Genomic DNA, 26,149 nt, shown 5'->3' on the forward strand with positions numbered 1-26,149 from the left:
ATGAAGCTTGTTTCGGTCGTTTTATCAGGAGGGGCCGGAACCCGCCTGTGGCCAGCCTCACGCCAGGCGTTCCCAAAGCCATTTATGAAGCTGGGCGGAAAGGCGCTGCTTGAACAGGCAATTTCCCGAGGCCAGTCATGTGGTACAGAAGACCTTTTCATTGTTACCAACCAAGATCACCTTTTCCTCACCCAAGGCTTGATTGCCGAAATGGCCCAGCCACCCAAGGTGAGTTACCTGCTGGAGCCCAAAGGCCGCAACACAGCGCCGGCAATTGCTTTGGCTGCACTCGCAGTTGCCGAGCAACATGGCCGCGACGCTGTAATGCTCGTATTGGCGGCAGACCATTTGATTCCCGATACTGCTGCGTTTGTTGCTAACTCGCTGGAGGCTGCGCGTCTTGCACTTCAAGGGCAACTCGTGGTTTTTGGCATCCGCCCCTCAGGCCCTGAAACTGGATTCGGTTATGTCGAAGTCGCCGAAGTTGGTGATCAAGCCCAAGCCGTGATCAAGTTTGTTGAAAAGCCAAATCTTGAAACTGCGCAAGGATATTTGGCAACCGGCAGATTTTTTTGGAACAGTGGAATGTTCTGCTTCACCGCTGGGGCGATGTTGGATGCGCTGGCCGCGCATGCGCCGCAAGTGTTTGCGGCAGCACAGGCAGCAGCTGCTACCAGCAGCGTTGAGTCCGGGCAAGGCGCCACCGAAAAGGTCACTCGCTTTGATCCCCACGCATTCGGTCTGCAACCCGATATCAGCATCGATTACGCCATCATGGAGCGGGCCAGAAATGTCTCGCTTGTTCCTGCAAAGTTTGGCTGGAGCGATGTGGGTGCTTGGCCTGCTGTGGCGGATGCGCATACTGCCAATGGCAATGGCAACACCATGGCGTGCGATAGCCATATCGATTGGGTGGACGTAAACACCTCCAACACCCACGTGCATATTGACACACAAGGGCACAAACAAGTGGTTGCAACCATTGGCATTCACAATGCCGTGATTGTTCATACCCCAGATGCATTGCTGGTCGCGGACAAAGCACAAGCGCAGGACGTCAAGAAGGTGGTTGAAGCGCTCAAGCAGCGACACATCGACAGTGCCCAGTACCAAAGCACCATCTTGCCTTCTTCGGTGAATCGGCCCTGGGGGACCTACACGACGCTTAAAGAAGAGGGCGGCTACAAAGTCAAACGTATCACAGTGAAACCAGGCCAAAGACTGAGCCTGCAGTATCACCACCACCGCGCGGAGCATTGGACAGTGGTGCGCGGCCACGGCTTAGTCCAAATCGGGGATGAAAAATACCCTACAGGGCCTGGCGAATACCGGTACATCCCCCTCAAGGAGACGCATCGCTTGTCCAACACCGGGGAAGAAGAGCTCGTTTTGATTGAAGTCCAGGTCGGTGACTATTTGGGTGAAGACGATATCGTCAGGCTGCAAGACAACTACGGACGCGCATGATTCTGAGTCTTCTCAGCCCGGTTTGGGCTTATCGCGGATTTGTTTTGGGAAACGTCAAGCGCGAATTCCAAATCAAATACCGGAACTCCATTTTAGGTGCGGCGTGGAACGTAATTAATCCGCTGGCGATGATTGTGGTTTATACAGTCATCTTCGCTGAGTTAATGCGCGCAAAGCTCCCGGGTGTTGACGGCACTTTTGCTTACAGCATTTATTTGTGTGCGGGAACATTGGCCTGGGGTTTGTTTACCGAGATAGTAAATCGCGGGCAAACCATGTTTTTGGACAACGCAAATTTACTCAAAAAGATTAGCTTTCCACGACTTTGTCTTCCCGTTGCAGTGGTAGCTAACGCGCTTGTCAATTTTGGCTTGGTGTTCGGGTTGTTTGTGGCGTTTCTATTGCTAACGAATAATTTCCCAGGCTTGCCGTTTATTGCCACAATCCCGTTGATTGGACTTTTAGTGTTGTTTGCTGTTGGTTTGGGTATGGTACTGGGTGTTCTAAACGTATTCTTTAGGGATGTGGGGCAATTTTTCGGGATTTTTATCACATTTTGGTTTTGGTTTACGCCCATTGTGTACCCTGCCAACATTCTCCCGAACCGCATAAAGGATGCAATGGATTGGAATCCTATGGCCCCCATATTGGGTGCCTTACAGGGTGTGTTAGTGCGATCTGAATGGCCGCATTGGGAGAATTTGGCATATCCAGCGGTTCTTGCCCTGCTCCTATGCGGGCTTGGCCTGCGCCTATTCCGCAAGCACGCGGGCGAAATGGTGGATGAACTTTGATGGGCTCAATAATAGTTAGTAATTTGGGGAAAGCTTATAAGCAATACCCTAGTCGCAGTGCGCGGTTGCGAGAATGGCTAACCCCCGGAAATCGGCAGTACCATCACACGAAGTGGGTACTGCAAGATATCAATTTTACCGTTAACCCTGGCGAGGCCGTAGGCATCATTGGCATTAATGGTGCAGGTAAAAGTACACTGCTGAAACTCATTACCGGGACTACCCAGCCCACCACGGGGAGTGTCCATATGCAGGGCCGCGTGGCTGCCATGCTTGAGTTGGGCATGGGCTTCCACCCCGACTTTACTGGTCGGCAAAATGCATTCATGGCCGGCCAGTTACTCGGTATGTCCGGGAATGACATCGCCAGGCTCATGCCGGAGATAGAGGCTTTTGCGGATATTGGCAGCTACATCGACCAGCCGGTCCGCGTTTACAGCAGCGGTATGCAAATGCGGTTGGCTTTCAGCGTAGCTACCGCTGTCCGCCCAGATATCTTGATTGTGGACGAGGCATTGTCAGTAGGTGACGCATATTTCCAGCACAAAAGCTTTGACCGCATCCGCGCGTTCAGAAAGCTGGGTACTACGCTGCTGATCGTGAGCCACGACAAAGGCGCTATACAGAGCATCTGCGATCGCGCCATTTTGCTCAACGCGGGACGTTTGGCTATGGAGGGCGAGCCGGAGGCTGTCATGGACTACTACAACGCTATGCTGGCTGACCACCAGAACCAAGAAGTAAAACAAGTACTGCGTGAGGATGGCAAGGTTCAGACAATCTCAGGTACGGGTGAGGCTACCGTTACCTCCATTACCTTGCTCGATGCTCAAGATCGGCCGGTAGAGGTGGTGGAAGTTGGACAGGCCGTGTGCTTACGGATAAATGTAAAAGTACATGCATCAATCGATAAGCTTGTTTTAGGTTACGGGATTAAGGATCGCTTAGGCCAAGTAATGTACGGAACCAATACACACCTGAAAGAACTGCCCTTGTTGAATTCTGCAGCGGGTGATCAGTTCCAATTTGATATTGCATTCGGAGCCAATCTTGGAGTTGGTACTTATTCAGTGCAGACCGCTTTAGTAAGCGACGATACTCACGTTTCTAACAACTACGAATGGCGCGACTTGGCGCTAGTTTTCAATGTGATCAATATTAACAAGACTCACTTTTCTGGATGTGCTTGGATGGATCCAACTATACATATATCAGCACTATGAAACTTATTTCATACGCACAAAACTTTGAAGACGTGATGCTCTGGCGTGCGCTTAAGCATATCGAAAATGGTTTTTATATCGATGTTGGCGCAGCTTGGCCGGATGAACATTCGGTAACAAAGCTTTTTTATTTAGCAGGATGGACCGGCATAAATGTAGAGCCGAATCCGCAGTTTCACGTTAAATTAAATTCAGTCCGAACCAAAGATATAAATTTGCCTGTTGCAGTAAGTGACAAAGCGGGTCAGGTATCAATGAACTTCATTAAAGATACCGGTCTTTCTACTGCGTCCAGTGAAATCGCTGCAATGCATGTTGCGGCAGGTTGGCAGGTGAGTCCTCAACTGGTTGAGCTCAAGACACTAGCGGAGATATGCAAAGACCACTTACCAAAGAAGCAGGAAATCAACTTCCTAAAAATCGATGTCGAAGGCTTTGAAGAAAGCGTCATTCGTGGCAATGATTGGAGTCAGTACAGGCCTTGGATAGTAGTGGTGGAGGCGACGCTCCCTATGTCACAGGTCGAGTCATTTGCATCTTGGGAATCAATTCTGTTTGCTGCCAAATACACTTTTGTGTACGCAGACGGGTTGAACAGATTTTATGTTTCAGAAGAGCATTTGGAGTTGGCATCCGCATTTAAATATCCACCGAATGTATTTGATGAATTTTCCTTGTGCACCGCGGTGATTGCTGAAGAGGAAGCCCAACAAGCCCGGGTAAGAGCACAACAGGCCGAAGAGGAAGCCCAACAAGCCCGGGTAAGAGCACAACAGGCCGAAGAGGAAGCCCAACAAGCCCGGGTAAGAGCACAACAGGCCGAAGAGGAAGCCCAACAAGCCCGGGTAAGAGCACAACAGGCAGAAGAAAAGGCTCAACTGGCCGTGGAACTGAGCGCAAATTATCAAAGAGAAATTCAAAAAGTGCTCAATTCTCTGTCCTGGCGAATTACGAAACCACTGAGAGACTTGAATCCAAAGTATAAATTAATCTCGCTTTTAAGAAAAAACAAGAAGTTGGTCAAAAAACTGTCTTGGCTTGATAGCGTTGCGCCAAATTTTTGGCGTCGCCTTGAAGCCATAGCTCTAGAGAGTCACTCCCCCTCGACGGACTACATTACCCTTAGTTTCGATGACTTTAGCCTTAACTTTGCTAAAGGGCCGTTAAGTGATTCACGTGGCATTGGGCGCGTATCGCGAGAACTTCTAAAACACCTTACTGCATCGGCTAGCCCCAAGGAAGCAGACGCGGAAAAAAAGGAGATTCATTTTTTTACGTCAATACATTGGTGCCCGGACGTTTTGCCTTCAAACTCTGTTGTACTTATACATGATGTAATACCCCTGCTTTTTCCGGAAGAATTTCCTGAGGGGATAGTTAAGGAATGGCGAGGTAGATTTAAATCAATTGCGCAATCTGCCAGCAAGATTGTGACGATCAGTCAGGCAAGCGCTGAGTCCATTGTTAAGTTACTCAATGTACCGCCAGAAAACGTATCTGTTGTACACAATGGCGTTAGTAAATTACCGGTAGCGGATAATCTTGATTTGCCGTTGCCTGTTGCGAAATTTTTCGTATTTTTAGGTGCCAATGACTGGCACAAAAATTTAGAAGTTGTTTTCCAAGCGCTTTTGCATGACGAGGCTGCTGATTTGCATCTGGTTATGATTGGAAAGAACCACCAGTGCTTGGCAAGAGTTACTCAATTAGGCTTACAGAAACGAGTGCATTTCCTTGGCGCTCTCTCTGACGCGGAAGTTGGCTACGTGTTGACGCGTTCAGCAGGCTTGGTATTCCCAAGTCTGTACGAAGGTTTTGGGCTTCCACCGCTTGAGGCGGCGCTTATCGGTGTGCCGAGTATTTGCAGCAGCCGGCCCGCGATGACAGAATTGATACCCACTGGTAATGTATTTTGCGCTCCTGATAACCCCGGTGATTGGGCTCGGGCCATGGTTAAAACGGCTAAAGCAACAGCAGGTAAGGCTGACGTTACGGAATTAAGCGTGTTCATTGAAAAGAACTACACTTGGGATCGAACTGTGGCTAAGCTCTTGCAGGTTTTTGCAGGTCCATAATGTCGAAACATAAAGAACATCAGGTGCCCACAGGAAAGCACTCCGTAAAAAAATGGCTTATACCGGTTTCCGTTATTCTTTTTATTTTTTATCAGCTAACTTCTGTTTTCTATTTTGATAAAAGTAACTTTTCCTACGATGAACCTCACTATCTTTTGGGCGCGCAGTCAATCTACTGTGACAGAGATCTAGATTTAGAAAATAACTATAGCGACAAGACTTACACTTTTTACTATGCGGGTCAACTCGATCCACATGTTTCACCGAACTCAAAAGATGGTTGGTTTTCCATTCATGGATATGGCTTGTCATATATACTGGTGCCATCTTTTTGGATAACAGATAAGCTTCTGGTACTAGCAAAAAAAGATTTTTCAGTATGCATGACCTCTAAAAGAGACTTGTTACTCCAAAGCGACGCGAGCGCCGATTATCTGCTGAAAATTTCTGTGAGCGTCACGCTGTCAACGTTCATGGTTTTATCTTTTATTTTCTTGGTGTTAACTCTTCTCGAAATAGAAAGCTCGGAAGAGGTCTGGAAAAAATCATCATGCCCGTCGTGGCCAATATTGCTCGGGCTTTTTTGCGTTAATCCAATCCTCATCTACACCAAGTTTATTTCAGTTGAACTCCTTGCGTTTCTTTACATATCCTTCATTGCATGGACTATTTCTCGTCGCTCATTCGACTGGGTGCATTGGCTTCTAGCACCCGTATGGAGCGGCTTATTGTTATTTGTCCATATCAAATTTTTGGTTATCACTGCATCTGCGCTTTTATCTATCCTCTTGGTTTATAGAAAAGAAATAGGCCTCAAGAAACTCACTGTTGGCTTTTTGGTTTTTGTAAGTTGTGTAGCGTATTTGTGTATTGCAAATAAGCAGATGTATAACTCTTACGCACTCAATGCCCAATATTCTGAGGGTGCACTATCCGGCAAGTATCTTTTTCAAGGCATCCTTGGGCAGTTTTTGGATGGACATACTGGCCTATTCTTCTCTGCACCCATATTTTCTTTGTTGATTGTTTACGGACTATCGTGGCGAGCCAGTGCATTGACGAAGCGGTATGTTAATTTTTTCTTTATAGTTGGTGTTCCAACTATTGTACTTGCAAGTTTGCACGTGCTTAAGCAAAGTAATTTATTTATGGCAGGGAAGTTTGACTTTATTAACTCGCTATTTACCGAGGCAAGCACTGTACCAATGTGGTTTCAAACGCCAATATCAAGATTTATTTTCCCCATTATTTCTATTTTTGCTCTTCTTTTGAGTGGTGTTTTGTCAAAGGAAATTAATAAAGGAACAGCCTCAAGACTTATTATTGGCGGCTTATTTCTGACCACATTGGCGATTAGTTTTGTACAGCTTTTTAGCTTACCCCACACTTTGTTCCGACCAAATGCAAATTTCGAGGGTTTTGCGCCGCATTACACATTTATTTCTGAGCCATTGGTGCATTTCATACCAAATTTGCTTTCATTTAATTACGTTCTTGAAAATTTACTATTGACGTTTGTTTGGATTTTTGTTCTTTCATTTTTCCATTATTTAAACGTTAAAAATAATATTGGTGCTCTGGGTTCTGTTTTGGCAGTTGGTTTTCTATCATTGCTGGTCAGTACAAGAATCGCAGAACACAATCATGATCTAAAGATTGATCCAATGCGCATGCAAAGCAACTTGGCTTGGTCAGGAAACCACGAACTCAGAGTTTTTTCTACAGACGTCTCTAGATCAACTGATATTCTGTTTGGACCCTACGTTTACATTTCGTCTGGAAGGTTTTGCGCTAAAGTTCAATCATCCATCCGTGGCAGCTACACGAAGCTCAAATGGTATGTTGCAGATGGAATAACAGGCAAGCTGTACATAATGGATGAAATTACGCGCCCACTTGATTCTCAAGAATTTAATCCGGTCTTATGTTTTAATAATGAAACCCCTTATTACCCAAAAGAATTTAAAGTTTACGCGGAGAACTTTAACGGCCAGTTTTTGCTTAAGGGCATTGAATTCAAAAGAGAAGATGATTAAAGCGCCAGCACTAAAGGGAGTTGAGATTGTTTGATTATGAACAAAATTTTAGTTATTAAATATATACTATTCTCTGGTTTTGCAACTGTAGTTAATTTGCTAACACAGGAAGCCTTTTTGGGCTTGCCTGTTTTGGGTGATTTTGTTTTTTTATCGATTTTGGCGGGAACTATAGTTGGGCTTCTATTAAAATACTTTTTAGATAAACATTTTATTTTTGGTTTTATGCCAGTGAATAAAGTTCACGACTCTAAAGTTTTTGTTTTATATACAACCATGGGGATATTCACTACTTTGGTTTTTTGGAGTATTGAGATGGGTTTTTATCTCATGTTTGACACCAAGGAGATGCGTTATGTTGGAGGCGTGATTGGGCTTGGTGTTGGATATCTTGTTAAATATCATTTGGATAAGCGATATGTCTTTTCCGGGGAGGTTGTTTGATACCAATGACATCTTGGGGCCGGTTGGGAGCAACCCCGCACAATGTGGTCCCGTTGCGAGATCCGGTTGACACGCGTTTTGCAATCAGCCACCAGAATCACCGGGGAGTTGCGCGAGGAATGGGGCGAAGTTATGGCGATGTTTGTCTAAATCCGGGTGGAACCTTATGGACCACGGAGAAACTCAATAAATTCATATCTTTTAATACAAACAACGGTAGACTGCGGTGTGAAGCCGGCGTACTCTTAAGAGATATTCAGCGAATGGTCATACCATATGGCTGGGCGTTACCAGTGACGCCGGGAACTCAAGTGGTTTCAGTTGGAGGGGCGATTGCTAATGATGTTCATGGCAAAAACCACCATGTACATGGTTCTTTCGGAAATCATGTTAAGAAAATCTGTCTCGTGCGTACTGATGGAGAAGTTATTTCATGTGGACCTGAGAATGAGCCCGATTGGTTTGCGGCCACTGTGGGTGGGATGGGACTCACCGGAGTAATTACACAGGCAGAAATCCAATTGCGGCGAGTTGCTAGCCCGTGGCTAGATACTGAGACCATTGCTTTTGCCAACCTGTCTGAGTTTTTTCAACTTGCGGATGATTCAGAGACTCATTGTGAATATACAGTTTCTTGGATTGATTGTATTTCCGGAGTAGGAGGCCGAGGTTTATTTATGCGGGGCAATCATGCTGATGGCGGCGGCAGGAAAGTGCCAAAGAGCTCAAAATTAACGATACCTTTCGTCCCTCCTGTTTCTCTCGTTAATAAACTGTCGCTTCGTCCTTTTAATATGGCATATTTTCATCTTAACAAATGGAAGGCAGGTAAAGGCTCAGCATATTATGAATCTTTTTTTTGCCCATTAGATAACCTTCTCGAGTGGAACCGGATGTATGGTCCAAAGGGCTTTTATCAATACCAAAGTGTAATCCCGCGTCGATTTGCCTATGACGCAATTGAAGAAATGTTGAAAGAAATTGCTAGGTCAGGAGATGGTTCGTTCCTTGCTGTATTGAAAACTTTTGGTAATCGCCAGTCTCTGGGGATGATGAGCTTTCCCATGTCGGGTGCGACTTTGGCACTAGACTTTCCCAATCATGGGAATCGGACGCACAAGTTGTTTGAGCGGCTTGATGCTATTGTGTGTGAAGCTAGTGGCCGCATCTACCCTGCGAAGGATGCGAGGATGCCGCGCGATGTCTTTGAGGCTGGCTTTCCACGCCTGAATGAATTTATGAAGTTTCGAGACCCTGGCATCAGTTCCGGTCTTTCACGTCGCTTAATGGGGAGTTAAATGGATATCAAGAAAAAAATTGTTATCGTAGGCGCAACCTCGGCTATCGCCGAACATTGCGCACGACTATGGATCTCGCCGCACCCATCACATTTGATTCTAATTGGCCGAGATGCAGCGCGCGTAAATCGGGTAGCGGCGGACCTGAAAGTGCGTAGTCCGAGATCAGACATACAGGTTATTGAAACTGAATTCCTTAGTTCAGAAGCGATAGACACCACAGTTAACAGCCTATTCAAGTCTGGCGTTGTTGATATAGCCTTGATCGCGCATGGGTCGCTTCCTGATCAGGTCGAGTGTCAAGCAAACCTGCACCTTTGCCAAGATGCACTTTGTATCAATGGTGTGTCACCGGCACTATATGCCGAGGCTTTTGCCAAGGAGATGGAAAAAGTTAATCACGGCACCATCGCGATAATCGGGTCAGTTGCTGGTGACAGGGGGCGTAGGTCTAATTATGTTTACGGGGCGGCAAAAGGTCTTGTCAACCGATATGCCCAAGGCTTAAACCATCGTTTTTCTGGTACTAATGTTAAGGTAGTTTTCATTAAGCCAGGACCTACCGATACTCCCATGACCGCCCACTTAAAATCAACTGGCGCAAAACTTGCTCCAGTTGAAACTGTTGCTCGTCAGATTGTAGACGGTATCGATTCAGCTAAACCGGTGATTTATGCTCCGAGGAAGTGGTGGACCATCATGATGATTATCAGGCATTTACCCACATTCATATTTAATAAGATTAATATCTAATGTGAGCATATTTATGAATCAATTTAAAACTCGAAGTGCTATTAGTCCACATGGGAGGTTTCTTGCACTTTTGAAATTAATGCGCCCAAAGCAGTGGGTGAAGAACGGCTTTGTGCTTGCGCCATTGGTATTTTCTGCTGCTTTTCTGGATGTCAGTGCCATCAGGCATGCTGTTATGGCTGCTTTGTTCTTTTGTGTTGCCTCTTCGGCGACCTATATCATCAATGACATGTACGACATCGAGCGTGATCGTCGTCACCCTAAGAAGTCAAAAACCCGCCCTTTGGCATCCGGCATTGTCTCGGTGCCTGCTGCCCTGAGCTTGCTCGTAGTCCTCTACGGAGTGCTGTTATGGGGCTGGTTCGTCGCCCCGAAGGTATTGGGGGTGATCGGAGCCTATCTAGTGCTGAACTTGGCCTATACCTTTGTGCTAAAGCACCAGCCGGTGGTCGACATCTTTACTATCGCTATTGGTTTTGTTTTACGGGTGTATGCAGGCGCCATGGCCCTCGACGTGCCGGTGTCTTCATGGATGTTCATCACGACTCTTTGCCTCGCGCTCTATTTGGCAGCTGTCAAACGTCGTCAGGAACTCAGCCAAAGCGGTACCGAAGGCCGCAAGGTTCTGGAGAGGTACTCTGTTTCGTTGGTGGACCGCTATGCCGAAATGTCGGCAACTGGGGCGCTGCTTTTCTACAGTATGTTCGTTATGTCCGCCAAGCTAGAATTGGTCATCACGGTTCCGTTGGTGTTGTTCGGCTTATTTCGATATTGGTTCGTGGTGGAAGCCCTCGATGGTGGCGAGTCACCCACTGATGCGTTGTTAGCTGACTGGCAACTGTTGCTTACCGTTGTACTGTGGGTAGCTGCCTGCGGTTGGGCTTTGTGGCCAGTGCAGGGGTGAGTATGGACTTTTCCTACGCTTTAACTCCCTTTTTGGCCTGGCTTGTCGCTGGAGTCTCAAAGTTCATTATTAACAGCATCAAGGCAAAGCAGCTGGCGTTCGGCCTCGTCGGTTACGGGGGGCTTCCCAGCAACCATAGCGCAATTGTCAGCAGTATGGCCGCGCTGATTGCCCTCAAGGAAGGTATTGGGCACCCCGCCTTTGGCGTTGCCATTACTTTGGCCTTTATCGTTATGCTTGACGCGAGCAGTCTGCGGAGACAGGTGGGCAAGCACGCTGAGGCCATCAACAAAATAGCACACGCAGAAGCGAATCACCAAACCCTTCGTGAGCGTATGGGGCATACGCGATTGGAAATTGCTGCTGGTATTGTCGTGGGCATTTTGGTTGCTACTTTAATGAGTACGATGTGAGCCTGATGTACGAGTTAAAGGCGGCAGACGCTCATGCCATAAGCCCGGCCAAAGGATCCCTCATATCAGCACGTTTAATGGCCATATGTGTCGCTGCCGCAGTGGCTGCATACGCGGTAATAATAGGACTAGCAAATTGGGAAAGAATAATGACTGTGGTGACTGGTCTTACTGGCCAGCTGTGGCTGCAACTCACTGCTCTGTCTTTAACTTCTTACCTACTCCGATTTTTGCGTTGGCACTATTTCATTTCTGCATTAAGTTACACGGTTCCAATATTTGTTAATCTCGAAATTTATCTAACGGCGTTTGCGTTAACGCTTACGCCAGGAAAAGTGGGGGAGGTCATCCGGTCGGTGTATCTCCGTCCCTATGGCGTAAGTTATACCCATAGTCTCGGGGCATTCGTGTCGGAGAGACTTTTGGACTTAATGGCGGTAAGTATGTTCGCCACACTAGTAATATTGGTGTTTCCGGAGCAGCGGTCGTATGTGCTTGTCGCGGCATCCCTTGTATTTGCTCTATTTTTTTGCATGCGCACTCGACTACTGCATGTACTTGCTATCCGTTTCACGAAAATATCCCTCATTGACCACCCGGCAAGTCTTATCGCAACGATTAAATTTCTGCTAGCGGGCAAAGGACTCACGATTGCGGCGCTGTTGAGCGTTATGGCTTGGTTGATTCAGGGCGTATCTCTCTACGTGGTAGTCCGTGCGCTTGGATTTGATATACCGCTTGGCAGTGCTGTTGCAATATATTGTTTGAGTATTCTCGCCGGTGCGTTTTCTTTCATTCCGGGTGGCATCGGCGTGACGGAGGGGGCAATCGTTCTCCTTCTAATTGCTTCAGGTGTGGAGGATACCGTTGCGATCACGGCGGCGGTAATCGGTCGAGGGATTACGCTGTGGCTTGCGATTGCAATCGGTATCGGCGCAAACATCACGAAGAGCCTTCGGGCCAGTGAGCGAAATTGAGTGTTGAGGGAAAAATAATGCGCATTGGTGTTGATGCACGGCTTTTGTCGTTGCCGTTGACTGGCATCGGGAGATATACGGTAGAAATGTTGCATGCACTGCAATTAAAAGATGCCGAGTGGCGTCTCTATTCCCCTATGCCACCGCTGTGCATTAACACATGGAATGAAAAAACCTGTCTGCGGTATGGCGTTGCAGATTCTCGGATTGCACGCATGATCTGGTCTCAAACCAGCCTCCCTAAGTGGGCGTCCGATGATGAACTTGATGTTTTCTGGGGCGCCACACACCGCTTACCTTTTGCATTGCCAAAACATGTTGCGAGAGTGGTAACCATCCACGACTTAGTGTGGCGGCACGCGCCTCAAACCATGCGTTTTATCAGTCGCATTATGGATGCCCGCTTAATGCCTCAAGCGATTCAAATGGCAGATGTGGTTGTAGCTGTATCGCAAAGCACTGCGAATGACATCGAGGCGGAGTTTCCATTTGCTCGTGGAAAAGTACGAGTGGTGCTGTTAGGTGCCAAGAAATTGGCACGATCACAGGCATGGGAGTCGTTGGCAAAATGGTCTATAAAGCTTCCCTACCTTTTGGCTGTGGGAACCCTTGAGCCACGTAAAAATCTGGTACGTTTACTCCATGCCTTCGCAGCAATTCCCGAGGCACTGCGTATCACCCACCAACTGGTCCTGGTAGGGGGTAAAGGCTGGGGAGGCGTTAGTTTGCCCGACGTTGTGGAAGAGCTGGGGCTGAGCCAGCACGTTGTTATTTGCGGATATGTTTCCGACGAAGAATTGACCACCCTATATACACATGCATTATGCTTGGCCATGCCGTCGTTGTACGAGGGCTTTGGCTTACCCCTCGTGGAGGCGATGTCTTGCGGCACGCCTGTTATTGCATCCACAACCTCCTCCATGCCAGAAGTCGTGGGACCCGCTGGCTTTCTTGTAGACCCCAATGACGTTGATTCGATTCGCACCGGCATTTGCCAGGTGTTGGATCCAAAATTTGATAAGACCTCTTGGGCTGAAATAGCAAAGCATCAGGCATCAAAGTTCACGTGGGACAGGGCTGCAGATCAAACAATGCAAGTTTTTGCAGAGGCAATAGAAGAACGAAAAGGTAAATTGCGCAATGCGCGTTCTGCAATTTTTTAAAACGGCCTACCCGGATTCCATGGGGGGGGTGGAGCAGGTGATTCACCAGCTCGCTTGTGGGGGGATAGCTAGGGGCTTGGACATGCATGTTCTCTCGTTGACTGCCAAGAATATGCCGCGCCAGCAAGAGGTATTCGGGTACCACTTGCACCGGGCCAGGTTGGATATGCACTTGGCATCGACCGGTTTCTCACTTTCTGCCTTTAAACGCTTCGCCGCATTAGCGCGTGACGCTGACGTGGTGCACTACCACTTCCCGTGGCCATTCATGGACTTGGTGCACTTTGCAACGCGTATCCGCAAGCCCTCAGTGGTGACTTATCACTCTGACATTGTTCGACAGCAAAACCTGCTGAAACTTTACCGCCCTCTGAAAAACCGCTTCCTGGGCAGCACGGACCGGATTATCGCGACGTCGCCCAACTACCTCGCCACCAGTGAGGTCTTGGCTAAGCACCAAGGCCGGGTTGAAGTCATCCCGATCGGGCTGGACAGGGCAAGCTACCCCTCTCCGGATGCAGGGCGGCTGCAGTACTGGCGCTGACAGGCTGGGAACAAGGTTATTTCTATTTGTGGGTGTGTTGCGGTATTACAAAGGCCTGCATATCCTGCTTGAGGCGGCCAAGGGTACCGACCTCACGATCGCCATCGCAGGAGCGGGCCCGATCGAAGAAGAGTTGAAAGCGCAGGCGAACGCGCTGGGGCTCACAAACATGCACTTTTTGGGGCAAGTGGACGAGGGCGACAAGACCGCGCTTTTGCACCTTTGCCAGGCTGTGGTGTTTCCCTCGCATCTCCGGTCCGAGGCTTTTGGAATCACCTTGCTTGAGGGTGCGATGTACGGCAAGCCCATGATCTCCAGCGAAATTGGCACAGGTACATCGTTTATCAATATCTCCAACGAAACAGGTCTGGTCGTACCACCCAGCGATCCGAATGCGCTACGGGAAGCGATGCTCAAATTGCAACATTCGCCGGAGACTGCCAAGCAGATGGGCGCTGCGGCGCAGCGCAGGTTTGAGAGCCACTTTACTGCGGGCCAGATGGTGGATGCTTACGTCGACCTTTACGGCAGAGTCATCGGTGAATTTCATACACGCAAGCGGGGATAGACTCACCAGGCATACCTGAAACAACCGGTTTTTCCCTCTCGCGATAAAGCGCAGCTTGCGACGCGGCCTCCGAATCAGGCAGCGTTCGCGCCGCCTCTGCGAGCTCACCGACCCTTCGTATCCACATCATTGCGACAGCTAAAATACTGGCTCTCGCAAGCGCCCCAGTAACTCGCCCACCTCAAGGCCCCCCGTGACCCTGCACATCACCTCTTTCGAGGGCGGCAACGCCCTGAGCAATTTCCGCGTCCAACAACTTCTGCCCGCCCTGCACGGCGTGAGCGACAAGATTACCGGCATTGCAGCCCGTTTTGTGCACCTGGCCGCCACCGAAGCGGCTCTGGACAAGCCCCTGGCTGACAAACTGGCCGCGCTGTTGACCTATGGCGACCCGTACACCGGCCCGGTAGAGGGCCCCGCCATTGTGGTGAGCCCGCGTTTCGGCACCGTGAGCCCCTGGGCCTCCAAAGCGACCGACATTGCCCACAACTGCGGCCTGGCCGTGAAGCGGGTCGAGCGCTTGGTGGAGTACCGCCTGACCCTGAAAAATGGCTTGCTCAACAAAACCGTGTTGACGCCCGAACAGTTGCAGCCCGTGGCCGCTTTGCTGCACGACCGCATGACCGAGAGCGCCATGCTGGACCGTGGCCAGGCGCAAGAGCTGTTCAACGCCCTGCAACCCGCGCCCATGGACCATGTGGACGTGTTGGCCGGCGGCAAGGATGCGCTGGTAAAGGCCAACACCCAGTTCGGCTTGGCCTTAGCTGCTGACGAGATTGACTATTTGGTGAACGCCTTCACCACGCTGGGCCGCAACCCCACCGACGTGGAACTGATGATGTTTGCGCAGGCCAACAGCGAGCACTGCCGCCACAAAATCTTCAACGCCCAGTTCACCATCGATGGCGTGGAGCAGGACAAGAGCATGTTCGGCATGATCCGCAACACGCACCAGCTGAACCCTCAGTACATGTTGGTGGCCTACTCGGACAACGCCTCGGTGATGGAAGGAGTGCAGGTCGAGCGCTTTACAGCCAAATCGGCCACTGGCGCAGGTGATGTCAGCGCACCTAGCTATGAAAAACATAGCAAAACCAACCACATTCTGATGAAGGTGGAAACCCACAACCACCCGACTGCGATCTCCCCATTCCCCGGTGCCTCCACCGGCGCGGGCGGCGAAATCCGTGACGAAGGTGCCACCGGCCGCGGCTCCAAGCCCAAGGCGGGCCTGACTGGCTTTACCGTCTCCAAGCTCTGGGGCAGCACCCTGGGCAAGCCCGAGCACATTGCTAGCCCGCTGCAAATCATGGTCGAAGGCCCTTTGGGCGGTGCGGCGTTCAACAACGAATTCGGCCGGCCCAACCTGCTGGGCTATTTCCGCGAATACGAGCAAACAGTGGCTAGCGATGTGGACACCGTGGCACGTGGCTACCACAAGCCCATCATGATCGCGGGTGGTCTGGGCATCATCGATGCCGACCAGACCCACAAGATTGAATTCCCCGCTGGCAGCCTGCTGATCCAGCTGGGCGGCCCCGGCATGCGCATCGGCATGGGCGGCAGCGCGGCCAGCTCCATGGCCACTGGCGCCAACGCGGCCGAGTTGGACTTTGACTCGGTGCAGCGCGGCAACCCCGAGATCGAGCGTCGCGCGCAAGAGGTGATCAACCAGTGCTGGATGCAAGGCGAGCACAATCCCATCCTTGCCATCCACGACGTGGGTGCGGGTGGTTTGTCCAACGCCTTCCCCGAGCTGACCAACGATGCCGGCCGTGGTGCGCGCTTTGACCTGCGCGCCGTCAAGCTCGAAGAATCCGGTATGGCACCCAAGGAAATCTGGTGTAACGAGAGCCAGGAACGTTACGTCTTGGCTATCGCCCCCGAGTCGCTGGCGCAGTTTGAAGCGCTGTGCGAGCGCGAGCGTTGCCCGTTCGCGGTGATTGGTGTGGCGACCGAAGAGCGCCAGTTGCAACTGGTGGACGAGGGCGCAGAGTCCCCCGTGGACATGCCGATGAACGTGCTCTTGGGCAAGCCGCCCAAGATGCACCGCGATGTGAAGACCGTGGCTCGCCAATTCAAGCCGCTGGACCTCACTGGCGTGGATCTGCAAAAAGCCGTGATCGACGTGCTGGCGCACCCCACCGTCGCCTCTAAGCGCTTCCTGATCACCATCGGCGACCGCACCGTCGGTGGCTTGACCCACCGCGACCAAATGGTCGGCCCCTGGCAGGTGCCGGTGGCGGACTGTGCCGTGACACTCGCCGACTTCAAGGGCTTTGCCGGAGAAGCCATGTCCATGGGCGAGCGCACGCCGCTGGCAGCTTTGGATGCACCCGCTTCCGGCCGCATGGCGGTGGCAGAAGCCATTACCAACCTGCTGGCAGCCCCCATCGACTTGCCGCGCGTAAAACTGTCCGCCAACTGGATGGCCGCCTGCGGCGAACCCGGCGAAGACGCGGCGCTGTACGCTACCGTCAAGGCCGTGGGCATGGAGCTGTGCCCGGCTTTGGGTATCTCCATTCCTGTGGGCAAGGACAGCCTGTCCATGCGCACCCAATGGAAAGACGCCGGCACCGACAAGAAGGTGACTTCTCCCGTGTCTCTGATCGTGAGCGGTTTTGCCACCTTGCAAGACGTGCGCGGCACGCTGACGCCCCAGCTCAACGCGACCGAGGACACCACCCTGGTGTTGGTGGACTTGGGCAAGGGTCAGCACCGCATGGCCGCCAGCATCCTGGCGCAGACCCTGGACCAAGTCGGCGACAAGGTGCCCGATCTGGACGACGCCAAAGACCTGGTGAACCTGGTCAACGCGGTGAATGCATTGCGCGCCAAGGGCCAAGTGCTGGCCTACCACGACCGTGGCGATGGTGGTCTGCTGGCGACCGTGGCCGAGATGGCATTTGCCGGCCGCGTGGGTGTGGCCCTGAACGTGGACATGCTGGTCACCGAAGGCGACGGCATCTCCGACAGCCGCATGGACGTGGGCGACAGCAAAAACTGGGCAGGGCAGGTGGGTGCCCGCCGTGAAGAAGCCACACTCAAGGCCCTGTTCAGCGAAGAGCTGGGCGTAGTGTTGCAGGTGCGCACCTCAGAGCGCTCGGAGGTGATGGCTACTTTGCGTGAGCACGGCCTGTCCAAGTTCAGTCACTTCGTGGGTAAAACACGGCCGGCTGCTGATGCCGCTACCGGAGGGGCTTCCGTGTCCACCGCTGGCAAGGGCGAGCTGCAAATCTGGCGCGATGCCAAGAGCATTTTTAGCGCCAAGCTGGCCGACCTGCACCAGGTGTGGGATGCCGTGAGCTGGAAAATTGCCCAGCAGCGCGACAACCCAACCTGCGCAGATGCCGAACACGCCGCTGCCGGCGCCGAGCAAGACCCCGGCATGCATGTTTACATGCCAAATAAGGCTCTGGCGCTCGTGGAATCTGCGCAAGCAGCTATCAAATCAGGAGCGCCCGCCATCCTCACGAGCCGCCCCAAGGTGGCGGTGCTGCGCGAGCAGGGCGTCAACTCCCATGTGGAAATGGCCTACGCTTTCACCGAAGCCGGCTTTGAGGCCTATGACGTGCACATGACTGACTTGCAGACCGGCCGCGCCAAGCTCGCAGACTTCAAAGGAGTGGTCGCTTGCGGTGGTTTTAGCTACGGCGACACTTTGGGTGCCGGCATCGGCTGGGCGCGCAGCATCACGTTCAACGACGTGCTGTCTGAGCAGTTCAAGGCTTTCTTTGCCCGCCAGGACACCTTCGGCTTGGGCGTGTGCAATGGTTGCCAGATGTTTGCCGAGCTGGCCGACATCATCCCCGGCGCGCAAGACTGGCCACGCTTCACCACCAACCAGAGCGAGCGCTTTGAAGCGCGCCTCTCGCTGGTGGAAGTACTGGAGTCACCGTCCTTGTTCTTTACCGATCTGGCCGGCATGCGCCTGCCGATTGCGGTGGCACACGGCGAGGGCTACGCCAACTTCAAATACCGTGGCAACGCCGACAAGGCCATCGCCGCCATGCGCTATGTGGACAACACCGGCGCCGCGACCGAGGCCTACCCGTTCAACCCTAACGGCAGCGCAGGTGGCTTGACTGCGGTAACGACGGCCGACGGCCGCTTCACCGCCATGATGCCGCACCCCGAGCGTGTGTTCCGTAACGTGCAGATGAGCTGGACCAGCCTGGACAAGAGCGAATTCAGCCCTTGGATGCAGCTGTGGCGCAATGCGCGCAAGTGGGTGGGTTAATTCCCCGTCGGGGACGCCGGTTTGACACAAGGGGCCTACAGGCCCCTTGTTTTTGCCACTACAGTCCCCAGATGTCGATTTCCGGCGGTAGCCAACCTGGTTGCGGCCTCCCAACTTTAGAAAGCATTTGATGTCCGACCTCATCAGCACACTCCAGTGGCGCTACGCCGCCAAGAAATTTAACCCCGCCAAAGCAGTCCCCCAGGACAAGCTGGACCGCATCTTGGAGGCCGTGCGCCTGACGGCCACCTCCAGCGGCTTGCAGCCCTATGAGCTGATCGTGGTGAGCAACAAAGAGTTGCGTGAAAAGATCGTGCCCGTAGCTTGGAACCAAGCGCAGATCACCGATGGCTCGCACCTGTTGGTATTCGCCGCTTGGGACAACTACACCGCGGAGCGCATCAATGCGTCTTTCGACTTGGTCAACACCGAGCGCGGTTTCGTGAACGAAGGTTGGGAAAACTACCGCAAGATGATTTTGGGCGCTTACGTGCCCCGCGAGGCCGAAGTGAACTACCAGCACGCTGCCCGCCAAGCCTATATTGGCGTGGGCACCGCCCTGATTGCGGCTGCTGAAGAGAAAGTCGACGCTACCCCCATGGAAGGTTTTGACCCCAAAGCCGTGGACGAAATCTTGGGCCTGGACAAGCGCGGCTTGCGCAGCGTGGTGATCATGCCTTTGGGCTATCGCGCCGACGAAGGCGACTGGTTGGTGAACCTGAAAAAGGTGCGCCGCAGCCGTGAAAACTTTGTCACTGAGCTGAAGTGAAGTACCTGCGCCGTTTGCTTCAACCCCGCAAGCCGGCCTTCTGGCTCATGCTGGTGTTGAACGCACTGTCGACGGCGCTGGTTTGGATCGTGCAACACCACACACTGCAGCCCGCAGCGGCCATCGCGGTGGTGGTGTTTGCCGTGGGCAATATGGTGCTGGGGCTGTACTTCATGCGCCAGCTGCTGCAGACGCAGGCGCCTGAAGAGCGCCCGCCCCAGCGCCCCCACTAAGCGGTCAGTGCCCGAACTCTTGTTTCGGGCGGGTTTTGTGGAAAGTCATCGGCACGCCCTTTGCGGCCTCCAGGAGCTCCTGGCGGCTTTGGTTGGCAACACCCGTTTTCATCTTGCCCACCACATGCATTTCGCAGGGTTTGCAGTCAAACCGCAGGGTGAGCTTCTCTTTGCCATTGATCAGTTGCAGTGGCTCGGCTTTGACCTGCCCTTGGACCCCCGTCACGCCCTTGGCTTGCTTGGGGCACAGGCTGAGCGAAAAGCGCACGCAGTGCTTGGTGATCATCAGGCTCACTTCACCCAACTCTTCAATCGCCTCATAGGCGGGTGCAATGACTTTCACCCCGTGCTTGGCGTAAAAACCGTGCGCTGCCTGGTTAAACACGTTGGCCAGGTAGCTGAGCGTGTCTTCCGGATACGCCACCGGCGGCTCCACCACATGGCCGGGTGCTAAACGCACAAAGCCCCGCGTGCGGGCACGCTCCAGCGCCTCGACAGCTTCGCGCCGCAAAGGGTTCAGCACTGACGCGGGCACAAACCACGGCTGGCTGAACTGCACTTGCACATCGAGTGTGGCAAAAATCGTGGTGCCCATTTTGCTTAGGTTCGCGCGCAAGGTGTCGAGCGCAGTGGCCGGGTCTTTGGCCAGCTCCAAGGGCAGGCTGGTGCGGGAGGTTGCGGTAAAGCCATCTTCGTCAGTCAAGGTCAACGCCATGCCGCCATCGGTTTCCGCCAACACCGCCCAAACACCGATGCGCCGGTCGCTGCTCTTTTTATCGAGCACTCGGGTCCAGTTCACATCCCGGTTGCGGTTAACCTCTACCCCCTTGCGCAGGTCCTTGAGGCCGGGGAGGGGATCTTTGGGGAACACCCGCCACAAACCCTTGGCTGAGTTGATAGCTTCGGCCCGGTTGATGGCCAGGCCCACCAGCTCCTTTTGCAAGTCGTAGTAACACAGGCCGTCGCCATTGCTCAAAGCCTTGCTGCGGTCGCTCAGTTCCAGCTCCACACTTTCAGGGTTGACCTTGGTCACATAGCCAATCGGCTGGCCCGGGTTTTTGGGGCTGTCAAAAGCCCCGATGTCGATTTGCCGGCCCTGTACAAAGTAATCGGTGAACTCGCGGTTGAAGTTCTGATTGGGGTCAGGCTCAAACGTGAAGCTGGTGCTACCGCTGCTGCTGCGCGAAAGCGGGAAATGGTGGGGCTGATCCGAGTACTGGCGATCTTCGATCAAGCGGTCGAGTAGCTTGCGGTAGTGGGCGGTGATGTTCTTCACATAACCCATGTCCTTGTAGCGCCCCTCAATTTTGAAGCTGCGGATGCCCGCATCCACCAAAGCGGCCAGGTTCTCGCTCTGGTTGTTGTCTTTCATTGAGAGCACATGCTTGTCATGGGCGACGAAGCGGCCTTTGTCGTCGACCACCTGGTAGGGCAGGCGACAGGCTTGGCTGCATTCACCCCGGTTGGCACTGCGGCCGGTGTGGGCTGCGCTGATGTAACACTGGCCGCTGTAGGCCACGCACAGCGCACCGTGGATAAAAAACTCCAGCGTGCATTTTTCAGGGTCCGTTGCCGCGCGGATGGCGGCAATCTGCCGGGCGGTTAGTTCGCGCGCCAGCACGATCTGGGACAGGCCCACATCCTGCAAAAAGCGCGCTTTCTCGGGCGTGCGGATGTCTGTCTGGGTACTGGCGTGGAGCTGCAGCGGCGGCATGTCGATCGCCAGCAAGCCCATGTCCTGCACGATCAGCGCATCCACACCGGCTTCGTACAACTGCCAGGCCTGCTTGCGGGCGGGCTCGAGCTCGTCATCCCGCAGGATGGTGTTCATCGTGACAAAAATGCGGCTGTTGAAGCGATGAGCGTTAGCGACCAGACGCTCAATATCGGCAATGCTGTTGTCGGCGCTGGACCGCGCGCCAAAGCCGGGCCCGCCGATGTAAACCGCATCGGCACCATGGTTCACCGCTTCGATGCCGATCTCGGCGGTACGGGCGGGAGCCAGCAATTCGAGTTGAAAATCTTGCAAAGACATGGGGCCGCATTATCCCGCAGCACGACCCCGCCGGCGCGCGGGCTGCCGCTACACTCACCGGCTCCCATGCCTCACACACTCATTACTCATTGGCCCCGCGTTTTGCTGCTGTGGGTCTGCGGCATTTTGGCGGCCATGCAGTTCGCCAAGGTGTCCCTCGCGTTTGCTTTGTTGCAGCAGCAGTTTGGCGTGAGTGCGACCCAGATGGGATGGGCCTTGTCGGTCGTAGGCGTCGTGGGCTTGAGTCTGGGTGTCAGCATGGGTTTGTTGGCTCCGCGCATCGGTTACCGGCGTCTGCTGTGCGGTGGCATGCTGCTGGGCGCGGTGCTCGCGGCGGTGCAAGCATTGAGCTTGCCGTTTCACTGGTTTGTAGTGACCCGGGTGCTGGAAGGAGCGTCACACCTAGCCGTGGTGGTGGCTGCGCCCACGCTCATGTCAGGTACCACTGCTGCGCGTCACCGGTCGATTGCCATGGGCTTGTGGAGCACCTTTGTGGGCACCGCGTTCGCGCTCACCGCCGCAGGAGGCCACCAGTTTTTGGCGTATGCCGGTGTGCCCTCGATGTTTGCACTGCATGCGGTGCTGCTGCTCATTGCCGCGGTACTGGCTTGGGTCGCACTGCCCCTGGACCAGCCGCCGCCCGCTAGCGCCGCCCACGGAGCCGGCTTGCTCGCGCGCCATGTGCGCACCTATACCGACTGGCGCACCGCACTGCCGGGCCTGTGTTTCTTTTGTTACACCGGTATGGCTGTGGCGCTGTTGACGTTTTTACCCCGGGGCCTGACCGACACAGACCGCTGGGCCGCCACGGTTTTGCCCTTGATGGGCATCGCCGGTACCTTTGGTGCGGGTTGGCTCACCCAGCGGAGCAGCCCCTTGCGCTTGCTGCGAATGCTGTATCCCAGCCTTGGCTTGGCGGGCGTGTTGTGTGCATGGAGCGCCATGACCGGCTGGGGCTACGTCGAGGCATCCATCGCTTTGATGCTGATCTCCGGCCTGGCCGGGGGCAGTGCCTTTGCCCTGATTCCCCACCTCAACCACGACAGCGCCCAACAGGCCCGTGCCAACGGCGCGGTTGCCCAAATGGGCAATTTGGGCGCTACGTTGGGGCCGCCCCTTTTTGCATGGTCCACCGCCATGCACAGCGCCTGGGGGCTTGCAATACCGGTGCTTTTGTTGGCGTCTACCGGCGCTGTGCTCACCCAATGGGGCAGCATCATGCAACGGTCTGCCACCGGTAAGCCACAAAACCCTTGAAACGGCCATGAACACCCGGCGCTTGGACACTCTGGATGCATTGCGTGGCTTAGCCATGGTGTGGATGACGGTGTTTCACTTTTGCTTCGACCTGAACAACGCCGGCGTTATCCAACAAAACTTTTTGCAAGACCCCGTCTGGACGTGGCAGCGCACTGTCATCCTCAGCCTGTTTTTGTGCTGTGCGGGCGCCGGTCAGGCGCTGGCGCATGCCCGCGGCCAAAGCGGGTGGCAGTTCGCACGGCGTTGGCTCCAGATTGCTGCCGCCGCGGCGTTGGTGTCTTTGGGGTCGTGGTTCATGTTCCCCGGCAGCTATATCTATTTCGGGGTGTTGCACGCCATGGCGGTGATGCTGCTCATCACCCGCCTTGTGGCACCACTGGGGCTTGGGTGCGGTTTGCTGGGTCTTGCGATCATTGCTACACATTTCATAGCAGGTAGCGCAATATCTAACTGGGCTAGCGCTCAGTTTGGCGTGGATATGAACGGCCGCGCCTTGAACTGGATCGGGTGGGTTACCCGCCTGCCACGCACCGAGGACTATGTGCCCCTGTTTCCCTGGCTGGGCGTCATGTTGCTGGGTTTCGCGTTCATGCACGGGTGGCAGCACCAACCCCGCACAGGGCGGCTGCCACTGCCGGCAGCCCTGACGCGGCGGCTGGCAGCACTGGGGCAGTGGAGTTTGAGTTACTACCTGCTGCACCAGCCGGTCTTGTTGGGCCTGCTTTGGCTGGCCGGAATCGGCCGCTAGCTCTACAGCTGCGGCCCTTTGCCGGGTGCAGCGGCCTTTGGGAGCAGGCGAGTCACAGGCAATAAAAAAGCGGCCGAAGCCGCTTGATGGGAATCAGCCTGTAGAGGCTTATTCGACCTTGGCTTTAGCGCGCAGGTCTTCCTGGAACTTGGCGATCTTTTGTTGCTGCAGTTGCTGGGCGATTTGCGGCTTCACATCTTCGTACTTGGGCAACTGGGCTTCGCGCAGGTCATCCAAACGGATGATGTGGAAACCGAACTGGGTCTTGACCGGAGTGTCGGTCATCTTGCCCTTGGACAAGGCCACCAGAGCGTCCGAGAACTCTTTCACGTAGCTGCTGGCGTTGGCCCAATCGAGGTCACCACCATTGGCACCGGAGCCTGGGTCTTTGGAGTTCTTTTTGGCCAGATCTTCAAACTTGGCGCCTTTTTTCAGCTGCGCAATCAGGGCCTTGGCCTGGTCTTCTTTTTCCACCAGGATATGGCGGGCGCGGTACTCTTTGCCTGCGTTGGCCGAGGCAAATTTGTCGTACTCAGCCTTGGTTTCTTCGTCGGTGACCGGGTTCTTTTTCTGGAAATCGGCAAACAACTCGCGGATCAGGATGGACTGGCGGGTCAGGTCGAGCTGATTTTTGTAGTCATCCGTCGCGTCCAGGCCGCGTGCTTGCGCTTCTTGCACAAAAATTTCGCGAGCGATGATTTCCTCGCGCATCTGGCCTTGCATTTCAGGCGTCACAGGGCGGCCGGAGCGGGCGACCTGTTGGGCCAGGGCTTCCATGCGCGCAGTGGGAACTGCCTTGCCGTTCACGATGGCAATGTTCTGCGCCACAGCGCCTTGGGAGACCGCCATCAGGCTGGCTACAGCCAAGGAGGACAAAATGTGCTTCTTCATACCGTTTCCTTCAGGAATGCTTAAATCTTAGTGTTGCCAGAGGGCGAGGCTTCGGCCTCAATGGCCAAGGCATGAAGGCCTTGATCAATGAAATCTTGCAACGAATCATACACAAGGCGATGCCGTGCTACGCGGCTCAAACCGGTAAATAAAGGTGAAGCAATCCGCACCCGGAAATGGGTGCCGACACCGCTGTCATTGGCACCCACATGGCCGGCATGCTGGTAGCTTTCATCGATCACTTCGAGGCGCAGCGGCTGCAATTTGGCCTGCAACCGCTGCTCCAGGTTGTGGGCAGTAGGATCCAGGGCGCTCATGGCTTGGGGGGCTCCTCGGGTGCGCTATCGCCCTTGAGATAAGGCGAAATGTAGAGGCCCTGGCCAATCAAAAAGGCCAGAGGGAACACATAACCCCAGAGTTTGAAATTGGCCCACGCGTCTTCGCTGAAATACGCGGCGACATACCCATTGCTGATCGCCATGAACAGGGTGTATCCGATCCAGGCGATATTGAGCTTGTGCCACACCGGGTCGGGGAGCTCCAACTGGCTGCCCAACATGGACTTCAAGAAGTTGATCTTCATGCCCCATACCGCCACAGCCAGCGCAATCGCCATGCCCGCGTACAGCACGGTGGGCTTCCACATGATGAAGCGCTTGTCGTGCAAGAGCAGCGTGATGCCGCCGAACACAAGAATCATGCCCAAGGTGATCTTGTGCATGGTGGTGAGCTTTTTGTCGATCCAATAAATGATCGCCATTTGCGCCACGGTGGCAGCCATCAGCACCGGCGTGGCGAAATAAATCGCTTCGTCTTTGCTGATGCCGAAGGTGTCATGCAGCTTGTAAGCCGCAAAGAACAAGAGGATGGGGATGAAGTCGAGAAGTGTTTTCATTTGGGCGTGAAGTGTAGCGAGGCCGAGTTCATGCAGTAGCGCAAACCGGTGTCGGTAGGGCCATCGGGGAACACATGCCCCAAGTGAGCGCCGCACTGGCTGCACACCGTCTCAACCCGCACCATGCCGTGACTGCGGTCGGTGATTTCGGTGATCGCGCCCGGAATCGCGAGCGAAAAGCTGGGCCAGCCGCAATGCGCGTCAAACTTAGTGCCGGAGTCAAACAGCTTGGCGCTGCAGCACATGCAGTGGTAGCTGCCGTCCGCCCAGTGGGCCTCAAACTTGCCGGTGAAAGGCCGCTCGGTGGCGGCGTGGCGAGTCACCTGAAACGCGACCGGCTCCGCGCCTTTTTCTGCGAGCAGGGCTTTCCACTCAACGTCGGTTTTTTGGATAGGGAAGGTCATGGGGGCTCCTAGGGT

24 protein-coding genes are annotated in these 26,149 nt (G+C 53.7%); 19 read left to right on the forward strand and 5 right to left on the reverse strand.

Annotated elements, in window-relative coordinates; translation table 11 throughout:
- From RAE21_RS06005 to RAE21_RS06085, 17 genes are all read left to right on the forward strand, one after another.
- Nucleotides 1-1,467 (forward strand): mannose-1-phosphate guanylyltransferase/mannose-6-phosphate isomerase, encoded by a 1,467-nt coding sequence (locus RAE21_RS06005; protein WP_313880576.1) that lies wholly within the window; start codon nt 1-3, stop codon nt 1,465-1,467.
- Nucleotides 1,464-2,261, forward strand: coding sequence for an ABC transporter permease (locus RAE21_RS06010; protein ID WP_313880577.1), 798 nt, complete (start codon nt 1,464-1,466; stop codon nt 2,259-2,261). The genes RAE21_RS06005 and RAE21_RS06010 overlap by 4 nt, the downstream gene beginning before the upstream one ends.
- Nucleotides 2,261-3,484, forward strand: coding sequence for an ABC transporter ATP-binding protein (locus RAE21_RS06015; RefSeq protein ID WP_313880578.1), 1,224 nt, complete (start codon nt 2,261-2,263; stop codon nt 3,482-3,484). The genes RAE21_RS06010 and RAE21_RS06015 overlap by 1 nt, the downstream gene beginning before the upstream one ends.
- The gene (locus RAE21_RS06020; protein ID WP_313880579.1) at nt 3,481-5,559 is read left to right on the forward strand and encodes an FkbM family methyltransferase; all 2,079 of its coding nucleotides are present in this window, start codon (nt 3,481-3,483) and stop codon (nt 5,557-5,559) included. Before RAE21_RS06015 ends, RAE21_RS06020 begins: the two co-directional genes overlap by 4 nt.
- Nucleotides 5,559-7,595 carry a hypothetical protein gene (locus RAE21_RS06025; RefSeq protein WP_313880580.1) on the forward strand — a complete coding sequence of 679 codons (2,037 nt, stop codon included), beginning with the start codon at nt 5,559-5,561 and terminating at the stop codon, nt 7,593-7,595. Before RAE21_RS06020 ends, RAE21_RS06025 begins: the two co-directional genes overlap by 1 nt.
- A 36-nt stretch (nt 7,596-7,631) precedes the next feature.
- Complete coding sequence (locus RAE21_RS06030) at nt 7,632-8,039, forward strand: GtrA family protein (RefSeq protein WP_313880581.1); 408 nt, start codon at nt 7,632-7,634, stop codon at nt 8,037-8,039.
- A gap of 5 nt (nt 8,040-8,044) precedes the next feature.
- The gene (locus tag RAE21_RS06035; protein ID WP_313880582.1) at nt 8,045-9,337 is read left to right on the forward strand and encodes an FAD-binding oxidoreductase; all 1,293 of its coding nucleotides are present in this window, start codon (nt 8,045-8,047) and stop codon (nt 9,335-9,337) included.
- Complete coding sequence (locus tag RAE21_RS06040; RefSeq protein ID WP_313880583.1) at nt 9,338-10,090, forward strand: SDR family NAD(P)-dependent oxidoreductase; 753 nt, start codon at nt 9,338-9,340, stop codon at nt 10,088-10,090.
- A 13-nt stretch (nt 10,091-10,103) separates the two neighbouring features.
- Nucleotides 10,104-10,994: a decaprenyl-phosphate phosphoribosyltransferase gene (locus tag RAE21_RS06045; protein ID WP_313880584.1), complete on the forward strand. Its 891-nt coding sequence runs from the start codon at nt 10,104-10,106 to the stop codon at nt 10,992-10,994.
- Nucleotides 10,995-10,996: 2 nt separating this feature from the next.
- Entirely contained in the window at nt 10,997-11,407 is a 411-nt protein-coding gene (locus tag RAE21_RS06050) for a divergent PAP2 family protein (RefSeq protein ID WP_313880585.1), read from the forward strand.
- Nucleotides 11,408-11,484: 77 nt separating this feature from the next.
- Complete coding sequence (locus RAE21_RS06055; RefSeq protein WP_313882664.1) at nt 11,485-12,384, forward strand: lysylphosphatidylglycerol synthase transmembrane domain-containing protein; 900 nt, start codon at nt 11,485-11,487, stop codon at nt 12,382-12,384.
- Between the two features lie 17 nt (nt 12,385-12,401).
- On the forward strand, nt 12,402-13,547 hold the full coding sequence (locus RAE21_RS06060) for a glycosyltransferase family 4 protein (protein ID WP_313880586.1): 1,146 nt from the start codon (nt 12,402-12,404) through the stop codon (nt 13,545-13,547).
- Nucleotides 13,548-13,566: 19 nt separating this feature from the next.
- Entirely contained in the window at nt 13,567-14,091 is a 525-nt protein-coding gene (locus RAE21_RS06065) for a glycosyltransferase (RefSeq protein WP_313882665.1), read from the forward strand.
- Nucleotides 14,092-14,119: 28 nt separating this feature from the next.
- Nucleotides 14,120-14,659: a glycosyltransferase gene (locus RAE21_RS06070; protein WP_313880587.1), complete on the forward strand. Its 540-nt coding sequence runs from the start codon at nt 14,120-14,122 to the stop codon at nt 14,657-14,659.
- Between the two features lie 193 nt (nt 14,660-14,852).
- Entirely contained in the window at nt 14,853-18,899 is a 4,047-nt protein-coding gene (purL, locus tag RAE21_RS06075) for a phosphoribosylformylglycinamidine synthase (RefSeq protein WP_313880588.1), read from the forward strand.
- Between the two features lie 130 nt (nt 18,900-19,029).
- Nucleotides 19,030-19,668, forward strand: coding sequence for an NAD(P)H-dependent oxidoreductase (locus RAE21_RS06080; RefSeq protein WP_313880589.1), 639 nt, complete (start codon nt 19,030-19,032; stop codon nt 19,666-19,668).
- Nucleotides 19,665-19,901 carry a hypothetical protein gene (locus RAE21_RS06085; protein ID WP_313873058.1) on the forward strand — a complete coding sequence of 79 codons (237 nt, stop codon included), beginning with the start codon at nt 19,665-19,667 and terminating at the stop codon, nt 19,899-19,901. Before RAE21_RS06080 ends, RAE21_RS06085 begins: the two co-directional genes overlap by 4 nt.
- Nucleotides 19,902-19,905: 4 nt before the next feature.
- Here the strand turns inward: RAE21_RS06085 and RAE21_RS06090 are convergent, their stop codons facing one another.
- On the reverse strand, nt 19,906-21,936 hold the full coding sequence (locus RAE21_RS06090) for a peptidase U32 family protein (protein ID WP_313880590.1): 2,031 nt from the start codon (nt 21,934-21,936) through the stop codon (nt 19,906-19,908).
- A 66-nt stretch (nt 21,937-22,002) separates the two neighbouring features.
- On the opposite strand from RAE21_RS06090, the gene RAE21_RS06095 reads away from it, so the two are divergent.
- Both RAE21_RS06095 and RAE21_RS06100 read left to right on the forward strand, forming a co-directional pair.
- Entirely contained in the window at nt 22,003-23,193 is a 1,191-nt protein-coding gene (locus RAE21_RS06095) for an MFS transporter (RefSeq protein ID WP_313880591.1), read from the forward strand.
- Between the two features lie 7 nt (nt 23,194-23,200).
- Nucleotides 23,201-23,944 (forward strand): acetyltransferase domain-containing protein, encoded by a 744-nt coding sequence (locus RAE21_RS06100; protein WP_313880592.1) that lies wholly within the window; start codon nt 23,201-23,203, stop codon nt 23,942-23,944.
- Between the two features lie 108 nt (nt 23,945-24,052).
- Here the strand turns inward: RAE21_RS06100 and RAE21_RS06105 are convergent, their stop codons facing one another.
- From RAE21_RS06105 to msrB, 4 genes are read right to left on the reverse strand one after another with little or no spacing between them, the layout of a single operon-like run.
- Nucleotides 24,053-24,835 (reverse strand): foldase protein PrsA, encoded by a 783-nt coding sequence (locus RAE21_RS06105; protein ID WP_313880593.1) that lies wholly within the window; start codon nt 24,833-24,835, stop codon nt 24,053-24,055.
- Nucleotides 24,836-24,855: 20 nt separating this feature from the next.
- The gene (locus tag RAE21_RS06110; protein WP_313880595.1) at nt 24,856-25,152 is read right to left on the reverse strand and encodes a BolA family protein; all 297 of its coding nucleotides are present in this window, start codon (nt 25,150-25,152) and stop codon (nt 24,856-24,858) included.
- Nucleotides 25,149-25,730, reverse strand: coding sequence for a septation protein A (locus tag RAE21_RS06115; protein WP_313880596.1), 582 nt, complete (start codon nt 25,728-25,730; stop codon nt 25,149-25,151). The genes RAE21_RS06110 and RAE21_RS06115 overlap by 4 nt, the downstream gene beginning before the upstream one ends.
- Entirely contained in the window at nt 25,727-26,134 is a 408-nt protein-coding gene (msrB, locus tag RAE21_RS06120) for a peptide-methionine (R)-S-oxide reductase MsrB (protein WP_313880597.1), read from the reverse strand. Before msrB ends, RAE21_RS06115 begins: the two co-directional genes overlap by 4 nt.
- Between the last annotated feature and the right edge of the window lie 15 nt (nt 26,135-26,149).

This window comes from Rhodoferax potami, from assembly GCF_032193765.1.
Classification (GTDB): Bacteria; Pseudomonadota; Gammaproteobacteria; order Burkholderiales; family Burkholderiaceae_C; genus Allorhodoferax; species Allorhodoferax potami.